Origin of the sequence: Streptomyces sp. NPDC049585, from assembly GCF_040675615.1 — a bacterium.
Classification (GTDB): Bacteria; Actinomycetota; Actinomycetes; order Streptomycetales; family Streptomycetaceae; genus Streptomyces; species Streptomyces luteosporeus.
This window is the reverse complement of the sequence record NZ_JBFAPE010000067.1, coordinates 1-6,886: the sequence shown is the minus strand read 5'-3', so window position 1 is coordinate 6,886 and position 6,886 is coordinate 1. Positions and strand designations below refer to the sequence as shown.

At 75.4% G+C, this 6,886-nt stretch carries 7 protein-coding genes; 3 read left to right on the top strand and 4 right to left on the bottom strand.

The genetic code is table 11. The features are described from left to right. Positions 1-173: 173 nt before the first annotated feature. From AB0K17_RS30565 to AB0K17_RS30550, 4 genes are all read right to left on the bottom strand, one after another. The gene (locus AB0K17_RS30565; protein WP_365970141.1) at positions 174-614 is read right to left on the bottom strand and encodes a hypothetical protein; all 441 of its coding nucleotides are present in this window, start codon (positions 612-614) and stop codon (positions 174-176) included. Next, positions 614-1,174: a PRC-barrel domain-containing protein gene (locus tag AB0K17_RS30560; protein WP_365984995.1), complete on the bottom strand. Its 561-nt coding sequence runs from the start codon at positions 1,172-1,174 to the stop codon at positions 614-616. Before AB0K17_RS30560 ends, AB0K17_RS30565 begins: the two co-directional genes overlap by 1 nt. An 8-nt stretch (positions 1,175-1,182) precedes the next feature. Beyond that, the gene (locus tag AB0K17_RS30555) at positions 1,183-1,329 is read right to left on the bottom strand and encodes a hypothetical protein (RefSeq protein ID WP_365970139.1); all 147 of its coding nucleotides are present in this window, start codon (positions 1,327-1,329) and stop codon (positions 1,183-1,185) included. Positions 1,330-1,469: 140 nt separating this feature from the next. Continuing rightward, positions 1,470-2,369, bottom strand: coding sequence for a hypothetical protein (locus AB0K17_RS30550; RefSeq protein ID WP_365970138.1), 900 nt, complete (start codon positions 2,367-2,369; stop codon positions 1,470-1,472). Positions 2,370-2,471: 102 nt separating this feature from the next. On the opposite strand from AB0K17_RS30550, the gene AB0K17_RS30545 reads away from it, so the two are divergent. The 3 genes from AB0K17_RS30545 to AB0K17_RS30535 are packed head-to-tail and all read left to right on the top strand — an operon-like array spanning position 2,472 to position 6,618. Further along, positions 2,472-3,257 carry a 3-hydroxybutyrate dehydrogenase gene (locus tag AB0K17_RS30545; protein WP_365984994.1) on the top strand — a complete coding sequence of 262 codons (786 nt, stop codon included), beginning with the start codon at positions 2,472-2,474 and terminating at the stop codon, positions 3,255-3,257. A gap of 33 nt (positions 3,258-3,290) precedes the next feature. Further along, positions 3,291-4,655: an MFS transporter gene (locus tag AB0K17_RS30540; protein WP_365984993.1), complete on the top strand. Its 1,365-nt coding sequence runs from the start codon at positions 3,291-3,293 to the stop codon at positions 4,653-4,655. Positions 4,656-4,704: 49 nt separating this feature from the next. Beyond that, on the top strand, positions 4,705-6,618 hold the full coding sequence (locus AB0K17_RS30535) for a GAF domain-containing protein (RefSeq protein WP_365984992.1): 1,914 nt from the start codon (positions 4,705-4,707) through the stop codon (positions 6,616-6,618). The last annotated feature ends 268 nt before the right edge of the window (positions 6,619-6,886 follow it).

Genomic DNA, 6,886 nt, shown 5'->3' with positions numbered 1-6,886 from the left:
GTGGGCGCGACAAGCCCCGACGTGCCCGCAGATCGCGGGACCCCTGGGTGGCGTGTCGGCTGCGGGCCGTCGCCGGCTGATCGCGCCCACGCGGCGCAGCCGCAGATCGACACCGCCCCGCGCCCCTGACGGGGCGCCGTGGTGGCGCGTGACGAAGATCCGCCGGAGACGGCCTACGCCCCGCGGACCCCCTGGGCGACCCGGACGACCAGGGCGTAGTCGCCCAACCCCATCACGCGCTCCCCGGGCACCGCACCGAGCGTCGTGTAGAGCGTGTGGATCCGCCCGGTGGCGGGATCGAAGGCGACGTCCTCGACCGTGCCGTGCTCGTTGCCCAGGTCCGTCAGGACCCGGGTGCCCAGGGCCTCGTGCTGCCCCGGGGCCTCCTCCTCGCCGTCGTCCGCCACCTCGGCGGCCCGTACGAGGACGGCGTCCGGCCCCGCGGCGTGCACCGCGCTCCACGGTACGAGGCGCGGATGCCGGCCGGCGCCGCTCACCCGGAGGTGGGCGACGGCGGCCCCGGCCGGCGCGAGGCCGACGGCCTCGACCCGGCCGAGGTCCGCGGCCTCCTCGATGCCGACCACGGGACAGTGCCGCAGTGCGGAGAACAGCATCACCACGAGCTTGCCTCCCGGGTGAGGAACACCTCGGCCTGCGAGGTGAAACTGGGCAGTTCCTCGGCCACCAGGCGCCGGGCGTCGGCCGGGACGACCAGGGCGTGACCGGAGAGCGAGAGGACCTGGTCGTGCGGGACGAAGACGTCCCGGCGCCGGCCGTCGGCGGAGTCGGCCGCGGTGATCCGCAGCCCGGCCACCCGGCCGCTGGTGCCGCTCTCGACCACCACGTCCTTCACCGACCCCACCTCCATGCCGGCATCGGTCAGCACCTTCACGCCCAGCACGGCCCCGCGGGCCGCGTCGCCGGGCGTCACCACGGCCTTCGGCCCGGCCAGCGCCTGTTTGCCGGTGACCATCACCGCATGCCGGCCCAGCGCGTGGACGCCCGGCCACGGCAGGCTCTCCTTGAGCGGACCGGCCAGCACGCCGCGGCCGCTGAGCGTGAAGCCGACGATCCGCCCCGCGGGCACGTCGAAGACGGTGTCCTTGATCTGCGCCAGGACGTCCCCGCCCAGGGTCACCACCGGGCGCCCGGACAGCTCGGACGCCAGCCTCAACGGGGCCCTCATCGTGCCCCCCTCCGGCCCGTCGCGTGCCGCCGGCGCACGGCCAGCACCGTCCCCGACCGCCTGCGGGCCTGCACACCCGCCACCGCCACGGCCGCCACCAGCACGCACACGACGGCCACGACCAGCCACGACCACCATGCCATCGCGTCACCTCCCGTCCCCCGCAGGGCAGTTGTCGCCTGACCGCACCGGGCGCCCGCCGCCGGCCGGCGCCCGCACTGCGCGTATGCCCTGCGTGGCCCTTCCGATGCACTGCGTTGCCCACCAGGAGGTGCTCGGGCGTTCAGCGATCCTCGTGACGGCTCTCCGGCTCGCAGATCCACTCGGACCAGTCCACGCCGAGCGCGCCGGCGAGCCGCAGCAGCGCCTGCTCGCTGCGGCCGTAGGCGACGAACCCGAAGTCGCCGAAGCCGGTGTTGTGGGCCACGATGACGTCCCGGCCGCCGAAGAACTCGGTACGGGCGCCCAGTTCGCGCCAGGGCAGCAGGCCCAGGGGGTGCAGGTGCTCCGTCAGCCGCGCCATGGCCTGCTCGTCCACGTCGCCCTCCTCGACGGTCCACCCGAAGTGGGCGGGCAACCGGGTAAGGGCCAGCTGCAGGAAGAACTCCGACACCGAGCGGCTCTGCAGGTGCCACCCCGGCTCCCCGTCGTCGCCGAGCCCGGAGACGAGCACCGGCGGGTCGGCGAGGGCACTGCGGGCCGCGGGATAACCCCACTCGTTGCAGTACTGGTTCTCGGCCATGAAGACGCACACCCGCTGGTCCTCGTCCGGCCCGGCGAAGGCGTTGCCGGGCGGCAGGCCGTCGGCGACGCCGTAGCCGGTGGGGTCCGGGCGGACGGTGGGCGGCCACACGGGGTTGGTCTCGTACAGCTCGGAGCGGTCCGCGAAGGAGTTGAAGGGCAGCTCCCACCACTCCGTGAGGGCGGAGGGTGTTGCGAGTGCGGGATCGACGTCCTGCGGCCCGTCCTGCGCCGGGCCGATGCCGACGGCTTCCCGCAGCCCCGTCACGTACTCCTTGTGCTCGTCCGGCTCCTCCTGCCCCCGGCGCGGCCCGCCGGCGGGCTCGTACCCCCACTCCTGCTGGAAGCGGCGCAGCAGCTCCCAGCGGCCGGCACCGCCTGCGGTCGCGGTGCGCGCCCGGCGCAGGTCCTCGTGAAAACGTCCGTAGTCGATCTCGGTCACCCGGCGGATCCTAGCGATGGGCCCGCACCCCATACGACGCAAGCTTCTTGTGTGGTCCGGCACCATAGGAGCCGGGCCCGCAGCCCCCTAAGGTCGGCCGCCATGACGAGCGAATCCCCGACCCCGCCGCCGCACCCGGCGGGCCCCGACCTGCGCGGCCGGACGGCACTGGTGACCGGAGCGGGCAGCGGCATCGGCCGGGCCTGCGCCGCCCACCTGGCCCGGGCCGGCGCCACCGTGCACGTCGTCGACGTGGACGCCGGCTCCACAATCGCGGTCGCGCAGGCGATCGGCGGCCGGCCCCACATCGCCGACCTCGCCGACCCGGCCGCCCTCGACGCCCTGCCCTCGGCCGTCGACATCCTCGTGAACAACGCCGGCCTGCAGCATGTGGCGCCCCTCACCGAGTTCCCCCCGGAGCGCTTCGCCCTGATCCAACAGGTCATGGTCACCGCGCCGTTCCTGCTGCTGCGCCGGGTGCTGCCGCACATGTACGCCGCCGGCTGGGGCCGCGTCGTGAACATCTCCAGCGTCCACGGTCACCGCGCGAGCGCCTTCAAAGCCGCCTACGTCGCGGCCAAGCACGCCCTGGAGGGCCTGAGCAAGGTGGCCGCCGTCGAGGGCGCCCCGCACGGCGTCACCAGCAACTGCGTCAGTCCCGGCTACGTCCGCACCCCGCTGGTCGAGGCCCAGGTCCGTGCCCAGGCCGCCGCCCACGGCATCACCGAGGACGCCGTGCTCGACGACGTCCTGCTGGCCCGCTCGCCCCTGGGGCGCCTGCTCGAACCCGACGAGGTCGCGGCCGCCGTCGTCTGGCTGTGCGGCCCGTCCGCCGGCGGCATCAACGGCGCCTCGATCGCCCTCGACGGCGGCTGGACCGCGACCTGACCGCCCCTTCCCCGAAGGCTGGTGACCCACCCCATGACCCGTCCCCCGACCGGCGGCATCACCCGCGTCGTCGCCGCGAGCCTGATCGGCACCACCGTCGAGTGGTACGACTTCTTCCTGTACGGCTCGGCCGCCGCGCTGGTGTTCAACACCCTCTTCTTCCCCGCCGACGACCCCCTCGTGGGCACGCTGATCGCCTTCGTCACCTACGCGATCGGCTTCGCCGCAAGGCCGCTCGGCGGCATCGTCTTCGGGCACTTCGGCGACAGGACGGGCCGCAAGAAGCTCCTCGTCCTCAGCCTGCTGATGATGGGCGGCGCGACCTTCGCCATGGGGCTGCTGCCCACGTACGACACCATCGGCGTCGCCGCGCCGGTCCTGCTGACCGTGCTGCGGCTCGTCCAGGGCTTCGCGCTCGGCGGCGAGTGGGGCGGGGCGGTGCTGCTGGTCTCGGAGCACGGCGGCGCCGACCGGCGCGGCTTCTGGGCGTCGTGGCCGCAGTGCGGTGCCCCCGGCGGCAATCTGCTGGCCACCGGCGTCCTGGCCCTGCTGGCGGCCGTCCAGTCCGAGGCGGAGTTCCGGGCCTGGGGCTGGCGCGTCCCCTTCCTGCTGTCCGGCGTGCTGGTCCTGATCGGCCTGTGGGTGCGCGTCTCCGTCACCGAGTCCCCCCTCTTCCTGCAGGCCCGGGCGGGGGCCGAGGCCGGTGCCGCGCGGGAGGGCGCGCCGCGCGCCCCCGTCACCGAAGTGCTGCGCAGGAACTGGCGCGAGGTGCTCACCGCCATGGGTGCGCGCTTCGGCGAGAACGTCTCCTACTACGTCCTCACCTCCTTCCTCCTGGTCTACGTCACCACCCACCTGCACCTTCCCAAGGGCACCGCCCTCAACGCCGTTCTCATCGGCTCCGCCGTGCACTTCGTCACCATCCCGCTGTGGGGCGCGCTGTCCGACAGGGCCGGCCGCAGACCGGTCACCCTCGTAGGCTCGGTCGGCATGGCCCTGTGGGCCTTCGCGTTCTTCGCGCTGCTGGACACCCGCTCCTTCGCCGCGATCACCGCGTCGGTGACCGTGGGACTGGTGCTGCACGGCGCCATGTACGGGCCCCAGGCTGCCTTCGTCTCCGAGATGTTCGACACCCGCGTCCGCTACTCCGGCGCCTCGCTGGGCTCCCAGCTCGCCTCCATCGCCGCCGGCGCCCTGGCCCCCGTCATCGCCGTCGAACTCCTCAAGGCCTACCGCTCACCCACACCGATCGCCCTGTACCTGTGCCTGGCGGCCGTGGTCACCTCCGTCACGGTCGCCGTCGCCCGCGAGACCCGGGGACGCGACCTGGCCCGCCCCGCACCCCGGGCGGCCACCGGCGCCGACCAGGCCCCGCTGACCGGAGCCGAGCCCACGTGAGACGAACGCCCGGACCCTCGCACCGGTACGAAGGACCACCATGGTGCCCATGAACGAGGACCGCGCCGTGCGCCCCGCCCGGCCCGCCACGGCCGCACTGCTGAACCTGCTGTGCCACCTCGCCGCCGGAGCCCCCGCCGAGATGCTCGCCCCCGCGGCCGCCGCCGACCGCGCCGCCCTCGACGACCCGGCCGAACAGGCCGCCCTCGACGCGGCCCTGGACGCCGCCCTCGACATCCGGCACACCCTCGACCAGCACCGGCGCCGCGAAGCCGAACTCGCCGCGCTCTTCGACACCGCGAGCGACCTGGCCGCCCTGCGCGACACGGACGCCGTCCTGCGCGCCATCGTCCACCGCGCCCGCACCCTCCTCGGCACGGACGTCGCCTACCTGACCCTGCACGACCCGGCCGCCGGCGACACCTTCATGCGTGTCACCGACGGCTCGGCGTCCGCCGGATTCCAGCAACTGCGCCTGGGCATGGGCGAGGGCCTCGGCGGCCTGGTGGCCCAGACCGCCCGCCCGTACACCAGCACCGACTACCGCACCGACCGCCGCTTCCAGCACACCGAGGCCATCGACACCGCGGTCGCCGACGAGGGACTGCGCGGCATCCTCGGCGTCCCGCTGCGCGTGGGCGCCCGCGTCATCGGCGTGCTGTTCGCCGCCGACCGCCGCCCGCGCTCCTTCGCCCCCGACGCCGTCGCCCTGCTCGCCTCCCTCGCCGACCACGCCGCCGTCGCCCTCGACAACGCCCGGCTGCTGGAAGAGACGCGCACCGCCCTGGTCGGCCTCGACACCGCCAACCGGACCGCCCGCGCCCACGGCGAGGCACTGCGCCGCGCCGCGGACGCGCACGACCGCCTCACCGCACTCGTCCTGCGCGGCGCCACCGTCGGCGAGGTCGCCGCCCAGATCGCCGCCCTGCTCGGCGGCGACCTGAGCGTCCACGACGCCGACGGCACCGCGCTGGCCCGCGTCGGCACAGCACCCGCCGCCCCACCGGCCGACGCCGTCGCCGCCTCCTGCGCCGGCGGCCGGGCGGTGCCCGCGGACGGCACCTGGGTGTGCGCGGTCCCGGCCGGCTCCGAACTCCTCGGCAGCCTCGTGCTCACCGGCCGCCCCGACCTGAGCGACGCCGACCGGCGCCTGTTCGAGCGCGCCGCACTCGTCACCGCCCTGCTGCTGCTCCTGCGCCGCTCCGTCGCCGAAGCGGAGGACCGCGTACGCGGCGAACTCCTCGACGACCTCCTGACCCCCCGGGCACCCGGCACCGGCCCCGACACCGGCCGGCTCGCCCGCCGGGCCCGCCGCCTCGGCGTCGACCTCACCCACCCGCACGCCGTCCTCGCCCTCGACTGCGACGCCGAGACGCGCCCGCGCCTGGTGGCCGAGGCCGCCCGGCACGCCCGCCACCACGGCGGCCTCGCCGGCACCCGCGACGGCCACGTGCTCCTCCTGCTCCCCGCCGGCGACTGCGCCCGCCTCGCCCGCGAGCTGGCCCGGGCCCTCGGCCGGAGCCTCGGCACCCCCGTCACCGCCGGCGCCGCCGGGCCGGCCACCGGCCCCGAGCACCTGCCCGCCACCCACGCCGAGGCGCTGCGCTGCCTGGCCGCCCTGCACGCCCTCGGCCGCACCGGCGACGGCGCCGACCTCGCCGCGCTCGGCTTCCTCGGCGTCCTGCTCGCCGACCGCGGCGACGTACCGGGCTTCGTCCGCCGCGTGCTGGGCCCCGTCCTCGACTACGACGAGCGGCGCGGCACCGACCTCGCCCGCACCCTGGACGCGTACTTCGCCTGCGGCGCGAGCCCCGCCCGGGCCAAGGACGACCTCCACGTCCACATCAACACCGTCGTACAGCGCCTGGACCGCGTCGGCCGCCTGCTGGGCCCCGACTGGAACACCCCCGCCCGCGCCCTCGAACTCCAGCTGGCCCTCCAACTCCACCGCCTCGCCCGCTAGGGGCGCGGGGCGGTGTCGATCTGCGGCTACCGCCGCGCGGGCGCGGCAAGCCACGACGCCCCCGCAGGCGGCGGATCTTCGTCACGCGCCACCACGGCGCCCCGAAGGGGCGCGGGGAACTGCGCGATCAGCCGGCGACGGCCCGCAGCCGACGTGCCACCCCCGGGGCCCGGCTACTCCCGGAATCACGGTTGTTTTCTCTTCCTGCGGGTACTGAGATGTTTCACTTCCCCGCGTTCCCTCCACACTGCCTATGTGTTCAGCAGCG

Bases quoted from the DNA above. Each gene is read 5' to 3' on its own strand.
- AB0K17_RS30540 (WP_365984993.1), top strand. From the start codon at position 3,291: ATGACCCGTCCCCCGACCGGCGGCATCACCCGCGTCGTCGCCGCGAGC.
- AB0K17_RS30535 (WP_365984992.1), top strand. From the start codon at position 4,705: ATGAACGAGGACCGCGCCGTGCGCCCCGCCCGGCCCGCCACGGCCGCA.
- AB0K17_RS30565 (WP_365970141.1), bottom strand. From the start codon at position 614: ATGCTGTTCTCCGCACTGCGGCACTGTCCCGTGGTCGGCATCGAGGAG.
- AB0K17_RS30545 (WP_365984994.1), top strand. From the start codon at position 2,472: ATGACGAGCGAATCCCCGACCCCGCCGCCGCACCCGGCGGGCCCCGAC.
- AB0K17_RS30555 (WP_365970139.1), bottom strand. From the start codon at position 1,329: ATGGCATGGTGGTCGTGGCTGGTCGTGGCCGTCGTGTGCGTGCTGGTG.